This window comes from Microbacterium testaceum (genome assembly GCF_001476285.1).
GTDB lineage: Bacteria > Actinomycetota > Actinomycetes > Actinomycetales > Microbacteriaceae > Microbacterium > Microbacterium testaceum_B.
In genome coordinates, this window is record NZ_LDRU01000023.1 from 37,670 (window position 1) to 60,808 (window position 23,139).

General features: G+C 69.8%; 19 protein-coding genes. 6 read left to right on the forward strand and 13 right to left on the reverse strand.

Going from position 1 to position 23,139, the window contains the following annotated elements:
- Nucleotides 1-6 precede the first annotated feature (6 nt).
- Nucleotides 7-873 (forward strand): LacI family DNA-binding transcriptional regulator, encoded by an 867-nt coding sequence (locus tag NS283_RS04970; protein ID WP_058595775.1) that lies wholly within the window; start codon nt 7-9, stop codon nt 871-873.
- 78 nt (nt 874-951) lie between these two features.
- Here the strand turns inward: NS283_RS04970 and NS283_RS04975 are convergent, their stop codons facing one another.
- From NS283_RS04975 to NS283_RS04985, 3 genes are read right to left on the reverse strand one after another with little or no spacing between them, the layout of a single operon-like run.
- On the reverse strand, nt 952-2,223 hold the full coding sequence (locus tag NS283_RS04975) for an ABC transporter substrate-binding protein (protein WP_058595776.1): 1,272 nt from the start codon (nt 2,221-2,223) through the stop codon (nt 952-954).
- Nucleotides 2,224-2,273: 50 nt separating this feature from the next.
- Nucleotides 2,274-3,095 carry a carbohydrate ABC transporter permease gene (locus NS283_RS04980; protein WP_058595777.1) on the reverse strand — a complete coding sequence of 274 codons (822 nt, stop codon included), beginning with the start codon at nt 3,093-3,095 and terminating at the stop codon, nt 2,274-2,276.
- Complete coding sequence (locus tag NS283_RS04985) at nt 3,092-4,033, reverse strand: carbohydrate ABC transporter permease (RefSeq protein ID WP_058595778.1); 942 nt, start codon at nt 4,031-4,033, stop codon at nt 3,092-3,094. Before NS283_RS04985 ends, NS283_RS04980 begins: the two co-directional genes overlap by 4 nt.
- A 116-nt stretch (nt 4,034-4,149) precedes the next feature.
- Between NS283_RS04985 and NS283_RS04990 the strand changes: the two genes are divergently transcribed.
- The 4 genes from NS283_RS04990 (at nt 4,150) to NS283_RS05005 (ending at nt 8,263) form a co-directional block, all read left to right on the forward strand.
- Complete coding sequence (locus NS283_RS04990) at nt 4,150-5,016, forward strand: nucleoside hydrolase (RefSeq protein ID WP_058595779.1); 867 nt, start codon at nt 4,150-4,152, stop codon at nt 5,014-5,016.
- A gap of 64 nt (nt 5,017-5,080) precedes the next feature.
- Complete coding sequence (locus NS283_RS04995) at nt 5,081-6,832, forward strand: cation:proton antiporter (RefSeq protein ID WP_081317263.1); 1,752 nt, start codon at nt 5,081-5,083, stop codon at nt 6,830-6,832.
- A 92-nt stretch (nt 6,833-6,924) separates the two neighbouring features.
- Complete coding sequence (locus tag NS283_RS05000) at nt 6,925-7,677, forward strand: SDR family NAD(P)-dependent oxidoreductase (protein WP_058595780.1); 753 nt, start codon at nt 6,925-6,927, stop codon at nt 7,675-7,677.
- Between the two features lie 109 nt (nt 7,678-7,786).
- Nucleotides 7,787-8,263 (forward strand): hypothetical protein, encoded by a 477-nt coding sequence (locus NS283_RS05005; RefSeq protein WP_058595781.1) that lies wholly within the window; start codon nt 7,787-7,789, stop codon nt 8,261-8,263.
- A 42-nt stretch (nt 8,264-8,305) separates the two neighbouring features.
- Here the strand turns inward: NS283_RS05005 and NS283_RS05010 are convergent, their stop codons facing one another.
- The 3 genes from NS283_RS05010 to NS283_RS05020 all read right to left on the reverse strand — a co-directional run bounded on the left by NS283_RS05010 (nt 8,306) and on the right by NS283_RS05020 (nt 13,188).
- Complete coding sequence (locus tag NS283_RS05010; protein ID WP_058595782.1) at nt 8,306-8,713, reverse strand: nuclear transport factor 2 family protein; 408 nt, start codon at nt 8,711-8,713, stop codon at nt 8,306-8,308.
- A gap of 52 nt (nt 8,714-8,765) precedes the next feature.
- On the reverse strand, nt 8,766-11,105 hold the full coding sequence (locus NS283_RS05015) for an ATP-binding cassette domain-containing protein (RefSeq protein WP_058595783.1): 2,340 nt from the start codon (nt 11,103-11,105) through the stop codon (nt 8,766-8,768).
- A gap of 535 nt (nt 11,106-11,640) precedes the next feature.
- A complete protein-coding gene (locus NS283_RS05020) occupies nt 11,641-13,188 on the reverse strand; it encodes a DEAD/DEAH box helicase (protein WP_058595784.1) in 1,548 nt (515 codons plus the stop codon).
- A gap of 242 nt (nt 13,189-13,430) precedes the next feature.
- On the opposite strand from NS283_RS05020, the gene NS283_RS19325 reads away from it, so the two are divergent.
- A complete protein-coding gene (locus tag NS283_RS19325; protein ID WP_275044487.1) occupies nt 13,431-13,556 on the forward strand; it encodes a hypothetical protein in 126 nt (41 codons plus the stop codon).
- A gap of 12 nt (nt 13,557-13,568) precedes the next feature.
- Here NS283_RS19325 and NS283_RS05025 read toward each other — a convergent pair whose 3' ends face one another.
- From NS283_RS05025 to NS283_RS05055, 7 genes are all read right to left on the reverse strand, one after another.
- Nucleotides 13,569-14,141, reverse strand: coding sequence for a DNA-3-methyladenine glycosylase I (locus NS283_RS05025; RefSeq protein ID WP_058595785.1), 573 nt, complete (start codon nt 14,139-14,141; stop codon nt 13,569-13,571).
- A gap of 59 nt (nt 14,142-14,200) precedes the next feature.
- Nucleotides 14,201-14,911 carry a Type 1 glutamine amidotransferase-like domain-containing protein gene (locus NS283_RS05030; RefSeq protein ID WP_058595799.1) on the reverse strand — a complete coding sequence of 237 codons (711 nt, stop codon included), beginning with the start codon at nt 14,909-14,911 and terminating at the stop codon, nt 14,201-14,203.
- Nucleotides 14,908-17,673, reverse strand: coding sequence for a glycoside hydrolase family 2 protein (locus tag NS283_RS05035; protein ID WP_058595786.1), 2,766 nt, complete (start codon nt 17,671-17,673; stop codon nt 14,908-14,910). The genes NS283_RS05030 and NS283_RS05035 overlap by 4 nt, the downstream gene beginning before the upstream one ends.
- 4 nt (nt 17,674-17,677) lie before the next feature.
- On the reverse strand, nt 17,678-18,544 hold the full coding sequence (locus NS283_RS05040) for a carbohydrate ABC transporter permease (protein ID WP_058595787.1): 867 nt from the start codon (nt 18,542-18,544) through the stop codon (nt 17,678-17,680).
- Nucleotides 18,541-19,530: a carbohydrate ABC transporter permease gene (locus tag NS283_RS05045; protein WP_058595788.1), complete on the reverse strand. Its 990-nt coding sequence runs from the start codon at nt 19,528-19,530 to the stop codon at nt 18,541-18,543. The genes NS283_RS05040 and NS283_RS05045 overlap by 4 nt, the downstream gene beginning before the upstream one ends.
- Nucleotides 19,527-21,596, reverse strand: a complete 2,070-nt coding sequence (locus NS283_RS05050; protein ID WP_058595789.1) for a DUF6259 domain-containing protein — start codon at nt 21,594-21,596, stop codon at nt 19,527-19,529. Before NS283_RS05050 ends, NS283_RS05045 begins: the two co-directional genes overlap by 4 nt.
- Nucleotides 21,597-21,838: 242 nt before the next feature.
- Nucleotides 21,839-23,104 (reverse strand): ABC transporter substrate-binding protein, encoded by a 1,266-nt coding sequence (locus NS283_RS05055; protein WP_058595790.1) that lies wholly within the window; start codon nt 23,102-23,104, stop codon nt 21,839-21,841.
- Between the last annotated feature and the right edge of the window lie 35 nt (nt 23,105-23,139).

A 23,139-nucleotide genomic window follows, 5' to 3' on the forward strand; every position in this document is an offset into this window, starting at 1 on the left:
GCGACGATGATGGTCGAGCCCGCACCCCCCTCCGCTCTGCGGCGCTCCGTCGGCCTGGTGCTCCGGCGCCCCGTGCGTCAGCTCGGCGTCGAGGCCTTCTACAGCGACTTCATGAGCGGGCTCGAGGAGGTGCTCACCGAGCACCGTCGCCCCTTCGTCCTGCAGGTGGTGCCCGACCTCGACGAGGAGCTCGACGCGTATCAGCGCTGGGCGCAGTCGGGTCGGGTCGCGGGGGTCGTGCTGGTCGACATCCTCGAGCAGCACGACCCCCGGCTCGAGCTCGCCGACCGTCTCGGGTTCGCGAGCGTCGCCCTCGCTCACCCCAACGACGCTCCCGACCACGCGGTCGTGTGGGTCGACGAGGAGGCGCCGATGCAGACCGCGGTCGACTATCTGCGAGAGCTCGGGCACACGCGAATCGGGCGCGTCTCGGGCCCCGACTCGCTCGCGCACACGCGGCGGCGCACGGACGCGTTCGAGTCCGCCGCGGCTCGACTGGGGCTCGACGCGCGTATCGAGGTGGCCGACTTCAGCGGCGCCGGGGGCGTCGCGGCGGTGGACCGCTTGCTCGCGGCGCCCGCCGCACCGACCGCCATCGTCTTCGACAACGACGTGATGGCCGCGGCTGCGGCGTCCGAGCTCGCCGCACGCGGAGTGGACGTGCCCGGCGACCTGTCACTCCTGGCCTGGGACGACTCGGTGCTGTGCCGATCGACCGTGCCGCCGCTCAGCGCGATGGCCCGCGACGTCGCCGCTCTCGGCGAGCGGGCGGGAACGGCGATTCTGCAGGCACTCGGCCACGACGCCCACCCGGTGATGACCGCCCCTTCGCCCGAGCTGATCGTGCGGGCTTCGACGGCTCCCGCGCGCTGAAGCCGGAACGACGGACGGGCGGCACGGCATCCACTGCCGCACCGCCCGTCCGTCGTCGACGTCTTTATCGTCGTCCGGTCAGGACGCCTTGTAGGCCTCGTCCATGTTCTCCAGCACCGTCGCACCGGTGATCTCGCCGTTGTAGAACCGCTGCATGTCGACGAGCAGGCCGTCCTGGACGGCCGTGGAGGGCCACACCTGGTCGGGGTAGTACTGCGTGGTCAGGCCCGCAGAACGAGCGGTCTCGACGGCCTCGAGGACCGGGCTGAGCTCGCGCTCGTCGGACGGGAGGGCGGGCATGCTCCCGGACACCTCGGCCCAGAGCTTCTGACCGGCCGGCGACGCCACGTAGGCGAGGAACTTCTGAGCGAGCTCGGGGTTCTTCGCCTTCGCGTTGATCGCGAAGGAGACGCCCACGCCCGTCGGGTAGTACTGGGCGCCGACCTCGTCGGTGGCCGGCAGCGGGGCCATCGAGAAGGTCGCACCGTCTGCCGCGTACTGCTCGGCGGCCGAGATCGCTTGGCTGACCTGGACAGCGCCCAGGGCGTCGCCCTGGCCGAGCAGGGTCATCTGCGCGTCGTAGCTGGTGCCGTTGGGACCGGGGTTGAAGCACCCGGCATCCATCATCTGCTTCGTCTTGTCGAGCGCGTCGCTCCACTTGGAATCGGAGAAGGTGGCCGAGCCGTCGGCCTGCTCCTCGGAGAAGCCAGGGTTGGGGCCGTAGACCAGTGTCGCCGTCAGCGCGTAGGGGATGAGCTGCGTCGTCCATGCGTCCTTGTTGCCGAGGGCGTAGGCGACCTTGCCGTTGGCCGCGGCTGTCTTGCACAGGTCGAGCACCTGCGTCCACGTCTGCGGAATCGAGGCGCCGACGGCCGCGAGCGCCTGATCGTTGTAGAGCGCACCGATCGCACCCAGGTTCGACGGGAGCGCGTAGAGCTTGTCGTCCAGGCTGCTGACGTACCGGACGTTGTCGGGGACATCGGCGGCCCAGGGCTGGTCATCCAGTTCTGCGACGAGGCCGTCGGTGGCGACCTTCCAGGTCGCCATGGTGCCCCCACCTCCGGCCCAGACCTTGAACACGTCGGGTGCCGTTCCTCCGGACAGGCGCGTGCGCAGCTGCTGGATGTAGGAGGCGTCCGACTCGATGAACTCCGCCTTGACCGAGACGCCGGGGTTGGCGGCTTCGAACCCGTCGATGAGTTTCTGCGTCGTCTCCTCGCTGCCGGATGCGAAGGTGAGGACGTTCGCGTCCTCGGCGCCTCCACCCACGGCGGTCGAGCATCCGCTCAACACGAGAGCGGTGGCGCCCGCGAGGGCGGCGACGGCGAGAGCACTGCGGTGTGTTTTCATGTCATCTCCTTGATGCGCCGGGGCTGGAAGCCCCGGATCTGCGCGTCGGCTCAGCCTTTGAGCCCGCCCGCGAAGCCTTTGATGATGTATTTCTGGAGCGCGAAGTAGAGCACCAGCACGGGGATCGTGGTGATGACCAGCCCCGCGAACACCAGGGGCCACTGCGCGACGTACTGCCCGACGAAGTTGTAGATCGCCACGGGAGCGGTGGTGTTGCCGCTGCCGGAGAGGTATAGCAGCGGGTTGAAGAACTCGTTCCAGACCGACACCGAGTTCAGGATCACGACCGTGCCGGTGACCGCTCGCAGCATCGGGAAGACCACACTTACGAAGGCACGCACGGGTCCGCAGCCGTCCAGCAGCGCGGCCTCTTCGTAGTCGCGCGGCATCTCCCGCAGGAACGTCGTGTACAGGAAGATCGAGAACGGCAGCTGGCCGCCGATGTTGATGAGGATGAGCGCGGGCAGACCGCCCAGCAGACCGAGGTCGCGCATCGTGGTGTACAGGGGCAGCAGCGCGAGCTGACCGGGCAGGAGCAGGCCCCCGAGGAAGCCGTAGAACGCGAACCGCGACCACCGTCGCCCCACCCGCGCGAGCGGGTAGGCGGCGAACGCCGAGATCACGGTGACGCCGAGCACGCTCGCCACCGACACGATCACGCTGTTGACGAGCGCCGGCCCCAGGGCGCCCTGCGTCCAGGCCTGGGCGAAGTTGTCGAACGTCGGCGGCCACGACGGCGCGAGGGCGCCGGCGCGCGACTCCGCGGGGCGGAACGCGACGTTCAGCAGGGCGGCGATGGGGATGAGGTAGACCAGCGCCACCGCGATCAGGACGGTCTCGCGCACTCCCGTGCGCCAGGTGTAACGATTCACGCGTCCGCCTTCCGAAGGGTGAGGCGGTACTGCACGCCCGCGAGCACCGCGATGAGCAGTGTCATGAGAACGGCGAGCGCGATCGATCCCGGGTAGTCGCCGGTGGTGAAGGCGCTCTTGTAGATGGTCGTGGAGAGGGTCTCGGTCGCGATGCCCGGTCCCCCGCCGGTCATGGCGACGACCTGGTCGAACTGTTTGAGGCCGCCGATGAGCGACAGCATCACGTTGATGACGACCGCACCGTTGAGCAGGGGAAGGATGACGCTGACGAACCGGCGCCACGGCCCCGCGCCGTCGATCGTCGCCGCCTCGAGGACCTCCTCCGGAATCGCCTGCAACCCGGCGAGGAAGATGACCATCGAGTATCCCGAGAACTGCCAGACGATCTCGGCGCTGACGGCCAGCAGAGCGGTCTGCGGGTCACCGAGCCAGTCGCGCTGCAGCGCCGAGAGACCGACCGCTCCGAGGAACTCGTTCAGCGCGCCCGACGGCGCGAGGAGGTAGCTCCAGATGTAGCCGGCCACGAGCGGGGTCAACACGACCGGCGCGAAGAAGACGACTTTCAGGATGCCGCGGGTCTTGACGAGCGAGTTCAGTCCGAGGGCGAGCGCGAGACCGACGAGGTTCTGCACCACGGTGACGACGAACGCCAGGATGAGGGTGTTGGTCAGGGCGGTGAGACCGCGCCGACCTTCGAGGACGGCGACGAAGTTCTCGAGACCGACGAACGACCAGTCCGGCGAGACGCCGTTCCAGTCGGTGACCGAGAAGAACGCACCGGTGAGACTCGGCCAGACCACGATCAGCGCGTAGACGGCGAGCGCCGGGAGCAGGAACCACCAGGGTGCGCGGACCCCGATGCCACGTCCTCGAGTTCTCGGCGCGGAGGGCGTCGAGGCGGTCTGCCGCGTGGCAGGCGGTGCCGTCGTCACGGTCATCGGGATCGTCCCGTCATTGCGTCCTCCTCGAGCTCCCTTGCTGGGCCGGACCGACGTTAGCAACTGTGCGACACTAATTACAAGCCGTTAATAAAGGACATGAAAAAAGGACTGCCATGACGACGACGCGACGACGCGTGGTGATCAGCACCGACGCGGCGAACGAGGCCGACGATCAGTTCGCGATCGTCCACGCCCTCCTCTCCCCTGTTCTCGACATCGTCGGGATCGCCCCCGCCCATTTCGGCGCCCCGGGCTCGATGCAGAAGAGCCGAGCCGAGGTCGACCGCCTGTTGGCCCTGCTGAACGACCCGGATGTGGTCGTCCGCGACGGTGCCGACCGCGCGCTCGACGACGAGACCACGGCCCGACCGTCGGCGGCATCCGATCTCCTGCTCAGCGCGAGCCTCGAGGGTCCGCTGACCGTCTGCGTCCTCGGGCCGCTCACCGACGTCGCCTCAGCCCTGCTGATCGATCCCGAGTTCGCACGACGCGACGTCACGGTCATCTGGATCGGCGGACCCCCGTACGACGGCATCGAGGCGGTGTACGGACCGGAATACAACCTCAACAACGACATCGCGTCGGCCAATGTCGTCTTCGACTCCGAGATCGACCTCTGGCAGATCCCGATGCCGGTGTACACGCACGTCGGCGTCGGCCAGGCCGAGCTCGACCGTCGGGTGCGGCCGTGCGGCGAGATCGGTGCCTACCTCGCACAGACGGTGCAGGACTACAACGAGAGCAAGCCGGGGTACGCGGCCGACTTCCGCTCGCTCGGCGACTCCCCCGCGATCGCCGTGGCCCTCAACCCGTTCGGAGCGGTCTGGCGTCGGCGCCCGCGCCCGCGATTCACGGCCGATGCGCTCATGACCGACGGGCCGGGCACGGGCCCCGACGTCCGGGTCTGCGAACAGGTCGACACGCGATACCTGCTCGAGGACTTCTTCGCGAAACTCTCTGCGCACGCCGGATCGGCGTGACGCTCACGGCCGATCCCGACGCCTCTCGTCGGAGGGTCTCGACACCCGGGGCTAGCCTCGACAGGTGATCGATCCCCTCATCCTCGTCGTGGCCGGGGTCGTGGTCGTGGCCCTCGTGACGGTGATCGCCCCCAAGTTCAACGTGGCGGGGCCGCTCGTCCTCATGGCCCTAGGCCTCGGCGTGAGCCTGCTTCCGTTCTTCCCGCCGTTCTCGCTCGATCCCGAGGTCATCCTCGTCGGGGTCCTCCCACCGCTGCTGTACTCCGCGGCCGTGCAGCTTCCCGCCATCGAGTTCCGCCGCGACTTCGTCCCCATCGCGGGACTGTCCGTGCTGCTGGTCGTGCTCAGTTCCGTCGTGCTCGGTCTGTTCTTCTGGGCCGTGATCCCCGGCCTGGGGCTCGCTCTCGGCATCGCGCTCGGGGCGATCCTGAGCCCCACGGATGCCGTGGCGACCTCGATCGCGAAACGGCTGGGCATCGCGCCACGCGTCGTGACGATGCTCGAGGGCGAGAGCCTGCTCAACGACGCCACCGCGCTGGTGCTGCTGCGAACCGCGGTGGCGGCCGTGGCATCCGGTTTCGCGTTCGGTGACGCGATCGCCAACTTCGCGTGGGGGGTGGTGCTGGCCCTCGTCATCGGCGCGGCGATCGGCTGGGTCAACCTGCGGGTGCGGGAGCGCGTCACCAATTCGGCGGCGAACACCGCCCTGAGCTTCACGATTCCCTTCATCGCCTACCTGCCCACCGAGCACCTCGGCGGCTCGGGCCTGGTGGCGGCGGTCGTGGCGGGGATCGTGACCGGCCAGGGCGCGACCCGCCGTTTCACGCCGGAGCAGCGAATGAGCGATCGGCTCAACTGGCGCACCATCGAGCTGATCCTCGAGGGTGGCGTCTTCCTCGTCTTCGGCCTCGAGCTGAAAGACATCGTGCAGAGCAACCTGAGCGAGCACGAGGGCCTCTGGCACGGAACCTGGCTCGCCCTGTCGGCACTGGGGATCGCCCTGGTCGTGCGCGCCCTGTACGTGTCGGGGCTCATCTGGATCCAGGGTCGGCGCGGCCGGAACCTCGCGCGCCACCAGGGGCGCATCGACGAGGCGCGGGACCGCCTCGATCGGTTCGAGGAGTCGGTCCGCAACGACTCCGGCAGTCTGAGCCGGCGCGTCGACGATCCCGCCCGGACAGACCGTCGCATCGGGTGGATGCGGCTTCGCATCTCACGCACGATGGCCGACCTCGACTATTACCGCGACAGCCCCCTCGGGTGGCGACACGGCTCCATCATCGTGTGGGCGGGCATGCGCGGTGTCGTCACCCTCGCCGCCGCCCAGACACTGCCGCGCGAGGGGGTCGAAGACCGCCCCCTCCTGATCTTCGTGGCGTTCCTCGTCGCGCTCTTCAGTCTCGTCGTGCAGGGCCTGACCCTGCCGGCCGTCGTCCGCGCCGTAGGCCTCTCCGGCGACGGCGGCGAGGGGCCGACACGGGAAGAACAGCGCGCGCTCGACGCCGAACTGCGCGAGGCGTCGGCCGCAGCCCTGCAGGCGGGCAAGCTCCGACGACGCGACGGCGAAGCCTTCCCCGACGAGATCATCGAACGCGTCGGGGCACGCATCACGGAGCCGCCCGACGAGGATGTCTCGGGCCGTATGCGCGATCTGCTCGAGCTGCGCCTCGCTTCGATCGAAGCCATGCGACGGCGGCTCGCTCGCGTCGGGCGCGACGGCCGATACAGCACCGCGGCCCTGCGGCACGCTCTGGCCGAGCTCGACGCCGACCAGCTCAGCCTCGAGTTGCGATTGGACGACGGCGAGGAGGAGTGACGGAATATTCGCCAGGGCGCGGGGGCTTGTATTCATGCGCATGAAATCCGGGTGAGATCCGCGCGGACAGAATGCGGAAAGGAAATCCGATCATGAGCAGGTTCACCCACAAGGTCGCACTCATCACGGGCGCGGGGAGCGGTATCGGCGCCGAGATCGCGCGCGAGCTGGCAGCGGAGGGCGCGTCGGTGGTCGTCACCGATATCAACAAGGATGCCGCGGACGCTGTCGTCTCACAGATCCGCGACGCAGGAGGCACCGCCGAAGCATTCGCACAGAACACCGCCAAGTGGCAGGACTCCGAAGCCGCCGTGGAGTTCGCCAAGACGACCTACGGCGCGCTGCACCTGGCCGTGAACAATGCCGGTATCGGTGCCGCTGCGCAGAACATCGGAGAGTACGACATCGAAGCCTGGGACCGCGTGCGGTCCGTCGACCTGGACGGCGTCTTCTACGGTCTGCGATTCCAGCTCCCGGCGATCGTCGCGTCCGGTGGCGGAGCCGTGGTCAACATGTCCTCCGTTCTCGGATCGGTCGGCATCGCACAGAACGCGGCCTACGTCGCGAGCAAGCACGCGTTGGTCGGGCTGACGAAAGTCGCCGCTCTGGAGTACACCGCGCAGGGCGTGCGCACCAACGCGGTCGGGCCCGGCTTCATCGACACCCCCCTGGTGCGTTCGAGCCTGAGCGCCGAAGCCCTCAGCCACCTCGAGCAGGAACACGCGGCGGGGCGCCTCGGAACGGACGCCGAGGTCGCGGCGCTGACCCTGTTCCTCCTGAGCGATGCCGCGTCGTTCATCTCGGGCAGCTACCACCTGGTGGACGGCGGGTACTCCGCGCACTGACCGCGGCAGCCTCGATCCGTCCGCCGGGAAGCGCAACGGCGACATCCGGTGCGCCGCGTCGGCGAACGGATCGAGGCCGCGGTGCGGCACAATGGGAGCGGAGGTTTCCATGAGCGATCCGAGCACGACGACGACGTCACCCGCGGATGCCGCCGGGACCAGCCCCGTCCCCCTCGCACACGCGGCGGCCGAGTGCCCGAAGTGCTTCACGGAGCTGCAGAGCGACCGCGATTGGTGGCGTGCCCGTCCGGCTGGATCGCGCCTCGTGGGCTTGGTGGTGTCGCGACCGGGGATGCCGAGCGTCGTCCAGCAGCGCGACGACCTCACACGCTTCGGCGTTCCCATCGAGGGCTTCCGCCACCCGGCTCCCGAGACCCTCGAGGGATGGGCGGCGCGCCTGGACCGGTTCTTCAGCACGCTGACGCGCGGTGACGTGCTCGTCGTGACGAGCGCTCGCTCTCTCGGGGTGACGCGCGACGACGAGACGCGCGCGGTCGCCGAACTCCGTCAACGGGGCGTGATGGTGAAGGTCCTCTCGCACGGGGAGCGTCACCTGCACGATGCGACGCTGAGCACGCACGCCTGACGTCGTCGGCGTGTCTACGCCGTCGGTGTACGCCGTCAGCGTCTACGCCGGCGTGAGGGGAGGCCTTCTCGCATCGAACGCCTCACGCACGGAGGCGGTGTCGTACACGATGTGGAGGGTCTCGATGCGTCCGTCGGGCGCGAGCTCGGCGATGTCGACGACGGTGAACGGCGCTGGCGACCCGTCGGCGAGAACCCAGTCGAAACGGAACCAGAAGCTGATGACGGGCGCACCGTCGACGGCGCTCATGACGCGACGGAGCGTCAGCCGCGAGGACGCCGTGTCGGTGAACAGGTCCGGGTAGAACTCAGCGGCGGGACGCTCGCCGTAGAGCGGTGAGTGCACCCGCCCAGACGGAGTGAAAAGCGCCAACACCGCGTCGAGGTCGGATCGCTCGAGAGCAGCGAGGTATCGCTCGACGAGCGTCGACGGTGTCAGGGGCTGTGTCATGCCGGTGTCTCCTTCGTCGACGCCCGTGGGTGACGGTGGTCGGATCTCGTGATCACCTTCCCACGTAGCGGGCGAGGTGTTCGCCCGTGAGGGTGGAGCGTGCGGCGACGAGATCGGCGGGGGTGCCTTCGAAGACCACCCGTCCGCCGTCGTGGCCGGCCCCGGGTCCGAGATCGATGATCCAGTCGGCGTGCGCCATGACCGCTTGGTGGTGCTCGATCACGACGACGGTGTTGCCGGCATCCACGAGTCGATCGAGCAGACCCAGCAGGTTGTCGACGTCGGCGAGGTGCAGGCCCGTCGTCGGCTCATCGAGGACGTAGACCGCCCCGGACTTCGCCATCGAGATGGCGAGCTTGAGTCGCTGCCGCTCGCCTCCGGAGAGCGTGTTCAGCGCCTGGCCGAGCGTGAGGTAACCGAGCCCCACGTCGACGAGTCGACCGAGGACCGCGACCGCGGGCCCGGTGGTGAGGAACTCGGATGCCTCGGACACCGACATCGCCAGTACCTCGGCGATGTTCTTGCCGTGGAGCGTGTACTCGAGCACCTCGTCGGAGAAGCCGCTCCCGCCGCACAGCTCGCAGTCGGTCTCGACGGTCGATTGAAAGCCGAGCTGGGTGACGATCACGCCGAGACCCTTGCAGGCGGCGCAGGCCCCCTCAGAGTTCGCGCTGAACAGGGCGGGCTTCACACCGTTCGCCTTCGCGAAGGCGGCGCGGACCGCGTCGAGGATGCCCGTGTAGGTGGCCGGGCTGCTGCGACGCGAGCCCTTGATGGGTGTCTGGTCGACGACCACCACGTCGTCGAAAGCGGGGAGAGCGCCGTGGATGAGCGACGACTTGCCGGATCCGGCGACGCCCGTGACGACGGTGAGCACCCCGAGGGGGACGTCGACGTCGACATCGCGGAGGTTGTGCCGGGTCGCCCCGCGGATGGGGAGCGCGCTGGTGGCGGGGCGCACCGCGCTCTTGAGCTCGGCCCGATGATCGAGGAACCGGCCCGTGAGGGTGCCGGATGCGCGGAGACCGTCGACATCGCCCTCGTACTGCACGGACCCGCCCTCTCGTCCGGCGCGGGGCCCGAGGTCGACGACGTGATCGGCGATGTCGATCACCTCGGGTTTGTGCTCCACGACGAGCACCGTGTTGCCCTTGTCACGCAGCTGCAGGAGGGTCTCGTTCATGCGTTGGATGTCGTGCGGGTGAAGACCCGCCGTGGGCTCGTCGAAGACGTAGGTGATGTCGGTGAGGCTCGAGCCGAGATGGCGGATCATCTTGGTGCGCTGCGCCTCACCGCCCGACAGCGTGCCACTCGCGCGGTCGAGCGAGAGGTATCCGAGCCCGATATGGACGAACGCGTCGAGGGTGTCGCGGAGCCCCTGCACGAGCGGAGCCACCGAGGGGTCGTCGATCGTACGTACCCAGGCGGCGAGGTCGGTGATCTGCATCGCGGCGGCATCCGCGATGTTCACCCCGCCGATGCGCGAGGACCGAGCGCCCTCGTTGAGTCGGGTTCCCCCGCACGCCGGGCAGGCGATGAAGGTGACGGCGCGATCGACGAACGCGCGGATGTGCGGCTGCAGGGCGTCGCGGTCTTTCTGCAGCATGCTCTTCGTGACCTTGGGAACGAGCCCCTCGTAGGTCATGTTGGTGTTCGCGATGCGCACCTTCGTCTGCTCTTTGTAGAGCAGGTCGTGGCGTTCTTCGGCGGTGAACTCGGAGACGGGTTTGTCGCCGTCGAAGAACCCCGACTCGCTGAAGACCCGGACCATCCACCCGTCGGCCGTGTATCCGGGGACGGTGATCGCTCCCTCGTTCAATGATTTCGTCTCGTCGAGGAGCTGCGAGAGGTCGATATCGCTCACCTGACCGAGACCCTCGCAGTCGGGGCACATCCCGCCCGTGATCTCGAACGAGCGCCGCTCCTTCTGCCCCTTTCGCGCCCCGGTGGCGATCGTGACGGCACCGGCGCCCGAGATCGAGGGGACGTTGAAGGAGAAGGCCTGAGAGGAACCGACGTGAGGCTGACCGAGCCGGCTGAACAGCACGCGCAGCATGGCGTGCACGTCGGTGGCCGTGCCGACCGTCGACCGGGCGTTCGCGGCCATGCGCTCCTGGTCGACGCGGATCGTCGCGCTGAGGTTCTCGAGCGCGTCGACGTCGGGGCGGGAGAGCTGCCCCATGAACTGCTGGACGAAGGTGGGGTACGTCTCGTTGATGAGCCGCTGCGACTCGGCGGCGATCGTGCCGAAGACGAGCGACGACTTGCCCGAGCCGCTGACGCCGGTGAAGACCGTGAGCCGGCGCTTGGGAACGTCGAGGTCGACGTTCTGCAGGTTGTTCTCGCGGGCACCGCGCACGCGGATGACGTCGTGGGCGTCGGGCTCGGTCATGGGCGCCTCCTCGGGGTCGTCCCAGTGTGGCGGAGACCTCCGACATTCGCGACGGCGCCGCTCGCGCGGGCGGCTCGGCGTGGCGTCGCGCGGAGCCCCGGGGCCGCGGGGCGTACCGTCGCGCGGAGTCCGGGGCTCGCGACGCGTACCGTCACGCGGAGTCCCGGGCGAAACGCCGAGACCGCGGCATCCGGAACCGGCGTGTCGCGGCTCAAGTCCGCAGGACGGCACACCACACGCACGCCGGCACCCACGGCGACCCGGCCGTACCGGCACACGGAATCACGGCGCCGCGACGCGTACCGTCGCGCGGAGTCGCGGCGCGCGACGCGTACCGTCACGCGGAGTCCCGGGCGAAACGCCGAGACCGCGGCATCCGGAACCGGCGTGTCGCGGCTCAACTCCGCAGGACGGCACGGCACACGCACGCCGGGTCGGCGCGGCCGGGCCGATCGACGCCGCGCGGGTGCCGCGACTCGCGGCGGAGACGACGGTGCCCCCGCGGACGGATCCGCGGGGGCACCGGAAAACAGACTCAGCCCTGGGCGCGACGGTTCGTGCGCGGGTTGCGGGCGCCGACGACCATGCCGGTCGTGGGAGTGCCGGATGCCGAACGACCGGCGCCCTGCGGACGACCGGCGGAGGCACCGGTGCGCTGCGCACCAGCGCCGCCCTGACCGCGACCCGCGCCGGACCGCTGGCCGCCACGACCGCCCTGGGGAGCGCGACCCGCGGCCGGAGCGTCGGATGCCGCGGCACCCGCGCCACGACGACGACCGCCGCCGCCCTGACCACCGGAGCGACCGGCGGGCTGCTGGCCCTCGCCGCGCGCCGCGCGCTTGCGCTGCGCGTTGGCGCCCTGCGAACGTCCGCCGCCCTGGGGCTGCGCGACGACCGGCTCGGGCTTGACGTACGGGGCGACCTCGCCGACGAGGGCGACGACCTCGGGCGAGGTCGAGGTGACCTGCTGCGGGGTGGCCGAGATCTTGGCCTTGCGGAGGATGTCGAGGGTGTCGCGACGCTGCTCGGGCAGCATGATCGTGACGACGTCGCCGGCCGAACCCGCGCGGGCGGTGCGACCCGAGCGGTGCAGGTACGCCTTGTGCTCGACGGGCGGGTCGACGTGCACGACCAGCTCGACGCCGTCGACGTGCACGCCGCGGGCGGCGACGTCGGTGGCGACAAGGACCTTCGCGCGGCCGTCGCCGAAGGCGGCGAGGTTGCGGTCGCGAGCGGGCTGCGAGAGGTTGCCGTGCAGGTCGACGGCGGGGATGCCCGAGGCGGTGAGCTGCTTCGCGAGCTTCTTCGCCTGGTGCTTCGTGCGCATGAAGAGGATGCGGCGTGCCGTGCCCGAGGCGAGGGTCTGCACGAGATCCTTCTTGGCATCCGCGTCGACCGGGGCGAAGACGTGGTGGGTCATCGCGGCGACGTGCGAGTGGGCCTCGTCGACCGAGTGCAGCACCTCGTTGCGGAGGAACCGCTTGACCAGCTTGTCCACGCCGTTGTCGAGCGTCGCCGAGAAGAGCAGACGCTGGCCATCGGCGGGCGTGCGAGCCAGCAGGCGCGTGACGCCGGGGAGGAAGCCGAGGTCGGCCATGTGGTCGGCCTCGTCGAGCACCGTGATCTCGATGTCGCCGAGGTTCGCGAAGCCCTGGCCGATGAGGTCCTCGAGGCGGCCGGGGCACGCAACCAGGATGTCGACGCCCGCGTTGAGCGCGTCGACCTGGCGCTTCTGGTTGACGCCGCCGTAGACGGTGGTCGTCACGAGTTGGTACGCCGCGGCGAGGGGCTTGATGACCTCGTCGATCTGGTTGGCGAGCTCACGCGTCGGGGCGAGCACGAGCGCGCGGGGCTTGCGGCCACGGCGGCGGTCGGTGTTCGTGGCGAGGCGCGCGACGAGCGGCAGCGAGAAGGCGAGGGTCTTGCCCGAGCCGGTCTTGCCACGGCCGAGCACGTCGCGCCCGGCGAGGGTGTCGGGCAGGGTGTCGGCCTGGATCGGGAAGGGCTCGTTCTTACCCTGGGCGGCGAGAACGTCGATGAGGGGGGCGGGCACGCCGAGGTCGGCGAAAGTCTGGGACGTCATGAATACTCCTGCCGCGGCGCACGCGCACACGGCGATTCGGGATGCCGCGATGCTGCGGCTGCAAGGGGCGAAGGCGCCGGGTGGCGCATCCGTTCGCCGTGAAGGTCAAAGGCCCGAGAGAAAGGGGCCGGTGCGTTCGACGACGCTGGGAGCGAAAGCTCCGTCAACCAGTCTAGCGGGTGAGCGCACATCTCCGTCGCCCGACGGATCCGCGGGACCGGCCCCTTCCCTAGCGTCGAGGCATGGACATCTCATCGATGATCATGGGCGCGTCGATCGCCTCCGTCGCCTGGATCGCCTTCGTGCCCTGGTCGAAGCTGCGCCGCCTCAAAGAGCTCGACGCGGAGCGGGAAGACGGGTCCGCCTGAGCGACCGCGGCGTCAGGCTGCCGCGCGCCAGCACCCCGCGACGTGGTCGTCGACCATGCCGGAGGACTGCATGAGGGCGTACATCGTGGTCGGACCGACGAAGCGGAAGCCGCGCCGACGCAGCTCTTTGCTCATCGCCGTCGACTCGGGCGTCACCGGCGGCACCTCGACGAACGTCGCCGGTGGGGCGTGCTCCGCGGGGGCGAACGACCACAGCAGGGCGTCGAGCTCCCCCTCCGCCATCCCGGCCACGATCGTCGCGTTGCCGATCACGGCCTCGATCTTTCCGCGGTGGCGGATGATGCCGGCATCCTGAAGCAGCCGTTCGACGTCGTCGGGGCCGAACGCGGCGACGACCGCCGGCTCGAAGCCGTGGAACACCTCGCGGAAACGCGGGCGCTTGCGCAGGATCGTGATCCAGGACAGACCCGCCTGGAAGCCTTCGAGGCTCATCTTCTCGAACAGCGGACGGTCGCCGCGCAGCTCGGTGCCCCACTCTTCGTCGTGATACCGGCGGTACTCGGGGTCGTCGCCGACCCAGCCGCATCGCGTGACGCCGTCGGGGCCGGTGAGGAGGTCGATCATGCCCACAGGCTACGGCGGGCCTCCGACACCGCGCCGCGCACGACGGAACGACGGACGCCTCACAGCACCCGCGTCGGGAGAGCCTCCTCGACCACCCCGTCGCCGAAGCGATCGACGCGATGCACCGCACCCCCGGGCAGCTCGGTGACGACGTCCACCGCGCGCGTCCCCTCGTACAGCACGCCGGTGCCCTCGTCGAGGCCGAACCCGCCCGGCAGCGCACCCGACGCGACGGCCGCGTGCAGCGCGGGGCGCCGCTCGGCTTGCGAGTCGTAGTGCACACCGAGCGAGCCGGGGATGAATCCCAGGCCGTTCGTCACCGTGCGGATCTCGCCGAAGCCCGAGGTCGGCCCGCCCTCGTGCCAGCACAGTGCGCCCGCCGAGGTCCCGGCGAGCAGGGTTCCGCGCTCCCACGCACGGCGCAGCGCGATGTCGAGACCGTGCGTCCGCCACACCGGCAGCAGGTTCGCGACGCTGCCGCCGCCCGCCCAGACGAGGTCGGCCGTGCCGACGACCTCGTCCAGATCGAGGGCCGTGCGTCCGAAGAGGCGGAGGTGCACGGCATCCACCCCCGCCGCCATCGCCGCGGCGAGCTCGCGCCCGTCGTCGACGCGCTGGTCTCCCCCGGCGGTGTTGACGAACACGACCCGCGGGCGCCCCTCGACCCCGGTGAGGTCGAGGGCGAAGCGCAGGAGGGGGCCGAAGCGCACGTCGCCCCACGACGCGTCGGCCCAGCCGCCGCAGGTCGCGAGGATGCGGGGCACGGTCACGACGTCACCGCCACGGCATCCGCGTTCCAGGCCCGCACGCGCGGGGCTTCCCACGACGCCCCTGCGGAGTCGAAGGCGATCACACGCTCCTCCCCCGCCTCGAGGCCGAAGGCATTGTCGTCGAGCCACGCACCGGGCGCGGTGGGGAAGCCGTCGATGAGCACGATCGGCGCGGGAACCGCGCCGACATTGCGCACGCGCAGCACCCCGTCAGAGAACCGCGCTTCCAGACGCGTGCGGGGCTGCTCCTTCAGCGGCGCGGGGCCCGTGGCGTAGGGGGCGAGCAGATCCTCGACCGGCCGGTCGGTCAGGCTGTCGAGCGGCTCGGCCTCGAGGGCCGCGACCTCCGCGCTCTTCGGCTGCGCGTTCAGCGCGTACCAGGCCGACGAGACGCGCTCGCCACGCGCGTCGCGAAGGTACACCGCCAGCACGAGCACCTCGTCGGCAGGGACCTCGGCCTCGAGCGTGAACGCGAGGGCGTGGGAGTCGGCATCCAGATCCACGGATGCCGCCCGCTCGGCGATCACGCCGAACCGGGCGTCGTACAGCCGGGCCGTCACCGCACCGACGAGCGCCTCGGGAGTGTCATTCGCGACGTGCACCTCGGCCGAGAACGTCTCGCCCGCGGCGAGCGCCGTCCGGTCGTACACCGCGAAGGCCGTCCGGGCGGCGCCGAACTGGCGCGCGCGGTAGTACGACAGCTTCGCGCGGCCGTAATAGTCGACGATCGCCCAGGAGGCGCCCGGGAAAACCTCGCCCACCTTGTAGAACCAGTAGGCCGCGGTGCGCTCCCCCGCGTGGGCGCGCAGGCGCTCCGAGGCGAAGCGCAGCGCATCGCCCTGCGCGAGCTGCGAGTACTCGACGAACGTCGCCCAGTCGGTGAGGGGACCGTAGTGCGCGTAGCGCGCCTGCTTGAACAGGTCGAAGAGCGAGAACTGCGCCTGGTGCTGCAGGATCGCGCCGTGCGCGGGAGGCGGCCACTGCTCCAGCAGGGCCGGATCGAGGAAGCGCGCCATGCTGTCGAGATCGCACTGGCTCGACAGCCCGTACTCCCCGAACACCGGCGGGACGTGCTCGGCGTACGCCTCGACGGGCTGACCCTCGTGGTACACGCCGTAGAAGTGCTCGCTTCCGCCCCACGGGTCGGTGCGGTGGAAGGGGCGCGTGGGGTCGTACTGCCGCACGCGCGTGCCGATGACGGTGAGCAGGTCGTCACCCGACACGGTGTCGGGGTTCTCGTTGCCCCCGCCCCACATCACGAGTGACGGGTGGGTGCGCAGACGCCGGACGATGCGCGACGCCTGCTCATCGGCGACGGCGAGGGTGGCCCCCGTGGCGTCGAGTCCGAACGAGAGCGGGAACTCCTGGAGGACGAGGATGCCGCGACGATCGCACTCGTCGTAGAAGGCGTCGCTCTCGATCATCCCGCCGCCCCAGGCGCGGAGCATCTGGAGGTTCGCGCGCACGCACAGGTCGAGGATGTGCCGGTCGACGTCGAACCCGCGTCGAGCCATCGGGTCGGTGAAGCACCAGTTCGCGCCCTTGAGGAAGAGCGGACGCCCGTTGACCACGAACTGCCAGTCGTAGACGTCGTCGCCCGATACCTCGGGCAGCGCACGCATCTCCACGGTGCGGATGCCGACACTCGTCGAGCGCGAAGACCCGTCGACGCTCGCCTCGACGCGGTACAGCGGCTGCGCGCCGTAGCCGAGAGGCCACCACAGCCGGGCGTCCGGCACGTCGATCTCGACCGCGTGCCGGGACGTGCCCCGGGATGCCTCGACCTCGGCCGTGATGTCGGCGACGACCGCGCCCTCGGGGTCGGTCACCCGCACGCGCGCGGGGACCGTGTCGGGGTCGCCGTGCGCGACGAGGTCCCACTGGACGCGCAGGCGCGCGGCACCCTCCGCGGCCCGGACCGTCGAGACGAACAGGTCGTCGAGCTCGAGGTCGGGCACGCGTTCGAGGCGGACTCCGCGCCAGATCCCGATCGAGATGAGGTGACCGTAGTGCCACCCCCACCCCGGCGAGGGCTTGAGCACGCCGTGCCAGTCGCGCGGGGGCGCGTCGATGCGGACGACGATCTCGTCGGTGCCGTCGCCGCGCAGCAGGGCCGTCACGTCGATGTCGGGGCCGCCGTACATTCCGGCGTGCCGGGCGATCGGCTCGCCGTTGAGCCAGAAGGAGGCTGCGTCGTCCACCCCGTCGAACGCGAGGCGCACCCGCTCCCCGCGCCACGCGGCCGGCACGTCGAAGCGCCGGGCGTACCACCACTGCTGCTCCTCGACGCGGGTGCGGCGGAAGTACCACGGCCACTCGCGCGGGACGCCGTGCTCGGTGAGTTCGGCGTGCGTGTGGTCGTGCAGGAGCGGGTCGGGGATTTCTCCCGCCGCGGTGAGGGCGGCCTGGACCGTCCCCGGAACGGTCGCGCGGATCCACGACGAGCGGTCGGTGTCGGGGCGGTGCCAGCCCACGGGCGCGGGAGGGGCCTGTCCGCCGAACCACCGCTCGATCGCGAACTCGCGGCCGGCGGGAGCACCCGCGAGCAGCCATTCTCCGTCGAGCGAGATCGTCTCGCGCGTGGGCGGTGAGTCTTCTTTCGGCGCCGGTATCTCGGCATCCGGGGCTCTTCCGACTCCGTCGCGAACGGATGCCGGGACGACCTCGTGCACGGGGAGCGCCGCGTGCTCCTGCACCCACCGGTCGCCGAACAGCGGAGAGGCGAGCGACCGCGCCCGCTCGCGATCGTCGAGCGAGGTCATGCCGTCACTTCACCGCCCCGGCGTACAGACCGCTGACGAAGAAGCGCTGCGCGAAGACGAACAGCAGCAGGATCGGCAGGCTCATGATGAGCACCGCGGCCATGATGTTGCCCCAGTCGGCCAGGTACTGCGCCTTGAAGTAGAGCACGCCGGTGGTCAGAGTCCGCTTCGAGGGGTCGGTGAGCAGCAGCTGCGGAACAAGGTAGTCGTTCCACACACCGACGCCCTGCAGCACCCAGAACGTCGCGATCGCGGGGCGCGCGAGCGGGAGGAAGATCCGACGGAAGAGGGTGAAGTACCCGGCGCCGTCGATGACCGCCGCCTCGACGATCTCTTTCGGCACCTGACGCATGAAGGCCGCCATGAGGAACACGCCGAACGGCAGGGCACCGGCGATGTAGATCAGGATGACGCCGGCGTAGTTGTTGATCAGGCCGAGATCGCGCACCACACGGAACTGCGGCACGAGCGCGAGCTGCATGGGCAGGAAGATCCCGGCCGCGAGCAGCAGATACACGCCCGAGCCGATGCGCGTGGCCTGGCGCACGATCGCGTACGACGCGAGGGCCGCGACGAAGGTGGCGATCGTCATGCTCGAGACCGTGAGCAGCACCGAGTTGAAGAAGAGGTTGGTGAAGCCGGCATCCTGCCACGAGGTGACGAAGTTGTCGAAGGTCGGGGACTGCGGCAGCCCGGTGGGGTTCGTCAGGACCTCGAGGTTCGGCTTGAACGCCGTGATGACGATGATGACGATCGGGTAGATCATCGCGATGCTGAGCACGATCAGCAGCAGGTTGATCGGGAGGCGGCGGGCCAAGCGGAGCATCGACCGGGAATCGAAGCGTGAGCGCGCGGGCGCGTGCGTGGTCATCGGTTGCCCTCCTCGGCGGCGACGCGGTTGTTGAGTCTGTTCTGCACGGCCGCGATCGCGATGAGCACGATCAGGACCAGCACGGCCATCGCCGAGGCGTAGCCGAAGTTGTTGTTGACCAGGCCCTCTTGGAACACCTGGGTCATGAACAACTGGGTCGAGTTGCCCGGCCCGCCTCTCGTCATCAGGTAGACGGTGTCGAAGGCTCGCAGCGCGCCGTTGATCGACAGCACGAGCACGAGTCCGATCGAGGGGATCATGAGTGGGATCGTGATGAAGCGCATCGCCTTCCATCCCCGCGCGCCGTCGACCTTGGCCGCCTCGAGGATCTCGCCGGGGATGGTCGAGAGTCCCGCGAGGAAGATGACGACGTTGAAGCCGAGCCCGCTCCACAGGTCGACGAGGATGACGCTGTACAGGGCGAGGTCGTAGTTGCCGAGCCAGTCCTGCGCGAGACCTCCGAGCCCGATGCTGCGCAGCAGCGTGTTGAACGTGCCCGTGGTGGGGTCGTACATGAAGCTCCACGTGAACACGATCGCCACGGGGGAGATGACCATCGGCGCGAAGAAGATCGCGCGGTAGATGTTGCCGAGCCGGAGCTGGCGGTGCAGGAGCACGGCGATGAGGAACGCGAGGATCGTCTGCACGATGATCTTGAAGAACCCGTAGATCGCGGTGTTCCCGATCGCCTCCATGAGCACCGGGTCGCCCGAGAAGATCCGCACGAAGTTGTCGGCACCGACGAAGTCCCACGCGCGATTGAACCCGCGGGCGTCGGTGAAGCTCGCGACGATCACCTGCCCCATCGGGTACACCGTGAACACGGTGTAGAGGATCAGCGCGGGAGCGACGGCGATCCAGAACTTGCCCGCCGTCGACCGACCGGTCCACAGGCGCGCCTTCAGCGAGCGCGTCGTCACCGCCTGGGTGGCGGTGGGGTCGTCCAGGGCGAGGACCCGCGGGTCCTCGACGCGTGTACTGCTCATAGCGATCCAATCGAGTCGAGAGAGGGGATGACGACGGTCGCGCTCCGGGCGGGCACATCGACGCGCCCGTCCGAGACCGGCGCGCGGAGCCCGTCGAGGTCGTCGGTCTCGGCGTCGCCGAGGCCGGGGAGATGCAGGGAGAGCACCTCGTCGCCATAGTTGGCCACGACGAGGGCGCGGCCACCGTCGTCCCCCTCCCACACGGTGAGGAGGTCGTGGACGGAACCGTCCGGCCGGAGGGCGACGACGTCGTGATCGACGACGAGGCGCCCGTTCCACAGGCGATCGAGGTGACGATCGCGCAGGGCGTCGGCCTGTCGGGCGAGCGAGACGGTCGCGGGCATGTCGCCCGGCCGCCCCTTGAAGTTGTAGGGCTCAAGGCTCATCGCGTAGCCGTAGAGGAGGCACTGCGCGACCATCGAGCGGTCGTCGAACCCGGTGAGCGCGGTCACGATGCGGGCGTCGGGGCGCAGCTGGCGGCCGAGCGGGCGGTGCGTCGGCGAGGCGCTGCGGAAGTACGACACGTCGTAGTGGGCGAACTGGTCGTCGTACGCGCCCTCGGCGGCGATGACGAACGTGTCGGCGCGGTCGCCGAGTCCCGCGCGGATGTCCTCGACGAAGGCGGCATCCCACGTGAACGCGCTGGCACCCACGGGGTGGCCGTGATCGTCGGCGAAGCACAGCAGGGCACGCCCGTGATAGAGCGATTCGTCGGCCAGGATGCCATCGGCCCCCCACGCGGCCATCTCGGCGACCTCGTCGGCGAAGCGCCGCCGCAGCGCCTCGACGCCGAAGCACAGCGGCACGTACCAGGGGGTGTTGATGCCGTAGCGCTTGCGGGACGAGTGGTACACCGGGCCGGGCTGGGCGTACGGCTGACCGTTCGGGTCGCGCGAGACGAACGGCTCGAGCTCGTCCCACAGCGGTCCGGGCTTCTCGACCCACACGTACTTCACGTACAGGACGGTGGCGACGTCGAGCTCACGCGCGCGATCGAGCGCGCGGCGCAGTCCCGCCTCGCCTCCGAGCTTGGCGGCGGGTCGGTGCTGCGGGACGAGACCGTCCTGGCCGCCCTCGTTCCAGCCGACGATCTGGATCGCGCCGATGCCCTCGCGCGCGCACTCCTCGATGATGTCGACGAGGGCGTCGAAGTCGTACCGGGGTTCGCCCTCGGTCGACATGAGTTGCACCTGCAGCCACGAGCGCGGCTCTCGGAGCCAGGATGCCGCGCTCCGCCGCGTCGGGTCCTGGGTGGGCAGGTACGCGTCGAGACCGCGCTCCCACTCCCCCGAGAACGGGACGACGGCCATCTCAGGCAGGTCGGCTCCGACGCCGTCTCCCGCGGGGAAGTGGATCGCGTCGAGAGTCACGGCCGCATCCGCCGCCGCCGTGCGACGCAGGCTGTCGGCGAAGCCGGGCACGAGGCTCGCGCGCCACCCGATGAAGGCGAGAGTGCGCGCGGCCGGCTGCACCGTGACCCCGCCGGTCTCGCTCGCCAGCACCACGAAGGGCGATGTCGGCGTGCCCACCAGCTCGGGCCGCAGGTTGCCGCTGGCGTAGTCGGGGTACAGCGTCCCCCAGTACGGGGCGTTGGAGTCGAACACGGGCAGCAGCGACACGCGGGTGCCCGTGGAGTAGTCGACCCCGCGGAGCTCGAGCGCGCCCTCGACCGGACGGATGCCGCCGAGCGAGGGGAAGCGCACGGCCTCCACGCCGCCCTCGTCGAGGTGGAACGACAGCGACAGCCGCAGGGCCCCGTTGCGAACGCGCGCGTCGACGCCGATCTCGCCCGCGAGCCGCTCGCCCGCGGAGGTCACGGGGTCGCGCCACACCAGACGCAGCGCGCCGTCGCCCTCACGCTCGACGTTCGTGAGCGTCTGCGCCGCCGTCTCGACGACGACCGTCCGGTCGCCGCCCCGCGGAATCTCGAGCACGAACAGTGACGGTCGCCCGCCAGCGAGGGGTGCGAGACCGGTGTTCGGGCCGTCGAGGGCGAGCAGTCCGCCCGTCTGGGGGTCGAACGTCGCGGTGGTGCGATCATCGGTGATCGTCAGCAGGGAGGTCACAAGCACATCCTCGTTCTCGTCGTGTAGCCATACTACATCTTCTGGTCGATACTGCCGCTGTCGATGCAGAATCCGTCGCCGCTGCAGCTGTTTCGCGTAGCCGCGCTACCGCCGGAGCGGGTGGCATCCCCTCCCTCCGCAAATTCGGGGCGTGTTCTGTCGCTCGGGGCAGGGATTCACCCGCCCCAAACGGAGAAACACGCCCCGAACCCGAGGCGACGGGACCGGCGACCCGTCGCGGATCAGTCGGCGTTCGCCCGAACCTCGACGAGTGCGGCGTCGAGTTCGTCGATCACCGTGTCGACGTCACTGCGCCCGGCGATGAGGTTCTGCATGCCGACGAGGAGCGTCTCCTGCAGCTGCGGGTGCGCGGGGATGACGACGGGGCGGAACGTCTTGCCCTCCCACGCCGCGACCATGTCGGGGAAGAGCGGGTCGTTCGCCGAGACGTCGATACCCTCCGTGGTGGGGAACGCCTTCACCGAGGTGAGGAAGTCGGTGTACACCTCGTCCTGGAAGAAGAAGTCGATGAAGCTCTCGGCCGCGTCGACGCGGTCGTTGCCGGGGTTGATCCCCCACGCGACCAGGTAGCTCCCCCACATGTCGGCGACGTCGGCGTCGAGGGTGGGGAAGTTCATGTAGCCGGGCTCCACGCCCGCCGCACGCGCGTCGGAGAGGATCCAGGTCGCGGGGAACATCGCCGCCTGCCCGCTGAGGAAGGCCGACTTCGCGGCCGACTGGTTCGTCCCGAGCGGGTCGGGCATGTAGGCCGGAACGAGATCCTTCACGACCTCGAGCGATTCGGCGTAGCCGGGGATGTCCGCGAAGGTCTTCTCTCCGGCGAGCAGCTCCTCGATGGCACCCGGGTCGTCGGGGAAGACGTGCTGCGCCATCGCGTAGTACGCGATGAACTGCGGCCACCAGCTGTCCTGAGCGCTCATCGCGATCGGCGTGATGCCCGCGGCCGACAGCTTCTCGGCCGCGGCCTTCAGCTCGGTGTAGGTCTGCGGAACCTCGGCGATGCCCGCCTTCTCGAACAGCGCGGTGTTGTAGATGATGCCGTTGCCCGACTGCGAGATGGGCACCGAGTACGCGGCATCCCCGTCCGCTCCCCGGCGGGCTTCCTGTGCCGCCGCGTCGTCGAGACGGGAGAAGAAATCGGCACCCGAGAGGTCGGTGGCGAAGCCGTCGCGGACGAAGTCGGTGAGGTTCTTCGGATCGAACCCGTAGACGTCGGGCCCGGCACCGCCGGACAGGCGCGTCTTGAGGACGTTGTCGTAGTCGTTCGTGTTGACGAACTCGGCGTTCACCGTGATGCCGGGGTTCTCGGCTTCGAACGCGTCGATGACCTTCTCATAGGCCTTCTGCGTGTCGCCGCCGTCGCCCCACATGAGGAAGCTGAGAGTGGTCGTGTCGCTCGAGCCGGCTTGGCATCCGGTGAGGGATGCCAGGGCCAGGGCGCTCAGCGCCGTCGCGGTCGTGACTGTCAGGGCGAGGGAACGAGGCATGGGGGATCGTCTTTCGAAAAGAGAACCGCCTCGCC

Bases quoted from the DNA above. Each gene is read 5' to 3' on its own strand.
- NS283_RS04970 (WP_058595775.1), top strand. From the start codon at position 7: ATGATGGTCGAGCCCGCACCCCCCTCCGCTCTGCGGCGCTCCGTCGGC.
- NS283_RS04975 (WP_058595776.1), bottom strand. From the start codon at position 2,223: ATGAAAACACACCGCAGTGCTCTCGCCGTCGCCGCCCTCGCGGGCGCC.
- NS283_RS04985 (WP_058595778.1), bottom strand. From the start codon at position 4,033: ATGACCGTGACGACGGCACCGCCTGCCACGCGGCAGACCGCCTCGACG.
- NS283_RS04990 (WP_058595779.1), top strand. From the start codon at position 4,150: ATGACGACGACGCGACGACGCGTGGTGATCAGCACCGACGCGGCGAAC.
- NS283_RS05000 (WP_058595780.1), top strand. From the start codon at position 6,925: ATGAGCAGGTTCACCCACAAGGTCGCACTCATCACGGGCGCGGGGAGC.
- NS283_RS05005 (WP_058595781.1), top strand. From the start codon at position 7,787: ATGAGCGATCCGAGCACGACGACGACGTCACCCGCGGATGCCGCCGGG.
- NS283_RS05010 (WP_058595782.1), bottom strand. From the start codon at position 8,713: ATGACACAGCCCCTGACACCGTCGACGCTCGTCGAGCGATACCTCGCT.
- NS283_RS05015 (WP_058595783.1), bottom strand. From the start codon at position 11,105: ATGACCGAGCCCGACGCCCACGACGTCATCCGCGTGCGCGGTGCCCGC.
- NS283_RS05020 (WP_058595784.1), bottom strand. From the start codon at position 13,188: ATGACGTCCCAGACTTTCGCCGACCTCGGCGTGCCCGCCCCCCTCATC.
- NS283_RS19325 (WP_275044487.1), top strand. From the start codon at position 13,431: ATGGACATCTCATCGATGATCATGGGCGCGTCGATCGCCTCCGTCGCC.
- NS283_RS05025 (WP_058595785.1), bottom strand. From the start codon at position 14,141: ATGATCGACCTCCTCACCGGCCCCGACGGCGTCACGCGATGCGGCTGG.
- NS283_RS05035 (WP_058595786.1), bottom strand. From the start codon at position 17,673: ATGACCTCGCTCGACGATCGCGAGCGGGCGCGGTCGCTCGCCTCTCCG.
- NS283_RS05040 (WP_058595787.1), bottom strand. From the start codon at position 18,544: ATGACCACGCACGCGCCCGCGCGCTCACGCTTCGATTCCCGGTCGATG.
- NS283_RS05045 (WP_058595788.1), bottom strand. From the start codon at position 19,530: ATGAGCAGTACACGCGTCGAGGACCCGCGGGTCCTCGCCCTGGACGAC.
- NS283_RS05055 (WP_058595790.1), bottom strand. From the start codon at position 23,104: ATGCCTCGTTCCCTCGCCCTGACAGTCACGACCGCGACGGCGCTGAGC.